Origin of the sequence: Streptomyces sp. NPDC057438 (assembly GCF_042802995.1) — a bacterium.
In the GTDB taxonomy this organism is placed as follows: Bacteria; Actinomycetota; Actinomycetes; order Streptomycetales; family Streptomycetaceae; genus Streptomyces.
This window is the reverse complement of record NZ_JBHVDD010000207.1, coordinates 1-1276: the sequence shown is the minus strand read 5'-3', so window position 1 is coordinate 1276 and position 1276 is coordinate 1. Positions and strand designations below refer to the sequence as shown.

2 protein-coding genes are annotated in these 1276 nt (G+C 70.5%); both read right to left on the bottom strand.

The features are described from left to right. Positions 1-789: SpoIIE family protein phosphatase (locus ACFU5F_RS42410; protein ID WP_383899037.1), on the bottom strand; the 789-nt coding region annotated here is incomplete at its 3' end. 200 nt (positions 790-989) lie between these two features. Then, positions 990-1276: hemolysin III family protein (locus tag ACFU5F_RS42405; protein ID WP_383899035.1), on the bottom strand; the 287-nt coding region annotated here is incomplete at its 5' end.

The window sequence follows — 1276 nt, the reverse complement described above, 5'->3', positions numbered from 1 at the left end:
ACGCAGGAGCTGGCCGGTGACGTAGCCCTTGTGGCCGTGTTCGCGCATCGCCTGGTCCGCCTGGCCGGCCTGCTCGGCGAGATCGGCACCGGCCCGCCGTGCCCGGCGCAGGGCGCCCACCGCAAGGGTGGCCAGCAGCGCGGCTTCGACATCGTGCCCCATGGCATCGGTGACGGAGAGCTGGACCGTGTCCCTGCCGATCGCGTAGTCGAAGGTGTCACCCCCGACGTGGTCGGCCGGCTCCAGCGCCCCGGCCACCGCGAACTGCGCCGCCTCGCACGCCAGCGACGCCGGGAGCAGCCGGTGCTGGATCTCCGCGGCCAGACTCAGCGGCTTGGTCCGGCGGCCCCACTGGTACACGTCGGTGAAGGACCGGTTCGCGATGACGAGGTACGCCAGCGCGTGCGCGGTCTCGCCGATCTCCCTCATCGCCTCCGCGTCCGGCGCAGCGGGCAGGAACAGTTCGAGGAGTCCGATGGCGTCCCCGCGGTTGGTCACCGGAGCGACGATCCGCACCAGCGCGCCCTCGCCCTTGTCCTCCACGCCCGGCCGCTGGGTACAGATCACATCGTCGTACAGGGTGCCCCGCAGCATGATGCGCCGGGCGGGTTCATCGGTATCAACGCTGCCCGCCGCCCCCAGCCGCACGACCGAACTGCCGGTGAAGTCGGTGATCAGGAACGACACCGACACCGCCCCGAGGCGCTCCTGGAGCATGCGCGCGACCACGTCGAGCGACTCCACGGGCGCCGCGGCCTCCGCCGCCTCCAACGTCCCCGCCAACGTCATCGCCCTGCCCCGGCCACTTTCGCCCCTGGGAAGACCAGCGGCCCGCCCGCCGTTCGGCCTTCCTACGGTCACAGCGACTCCTCCATTGCTCGATGACGCTCAGGGACTTCTCCCAGAAAGACGCGGAAGACCAGTACCGAGCCCGGTACCCGAACAGCTCACATTGCACCACCGGGCACGACTTCTACCCGCAAACACTGTCAGGTGGCTGCGAGGAGGATGGCTGTGTAGTGCGCGGTGAAGGCGGCGATGGTCAGGGCGTGGAAGACCTCGTGGAAGCCGAACCAGGCCGGTGAGGGGTCGGGGCGCTTGAGTCCGTAGACGACGGCGCCCGCGGTGTAGAGCAGACCGCCGGCGACGACGAGGACGACGACCGCGGCGCCGCCGGTGCGCGCGAAGTCGGGCAGATTGAAGACGGCCACCCAGCCCAGCGCGATGTAACACGGGGTGTACAGCCACCGGGGAGCGCCGATCCACAGGACGCGGA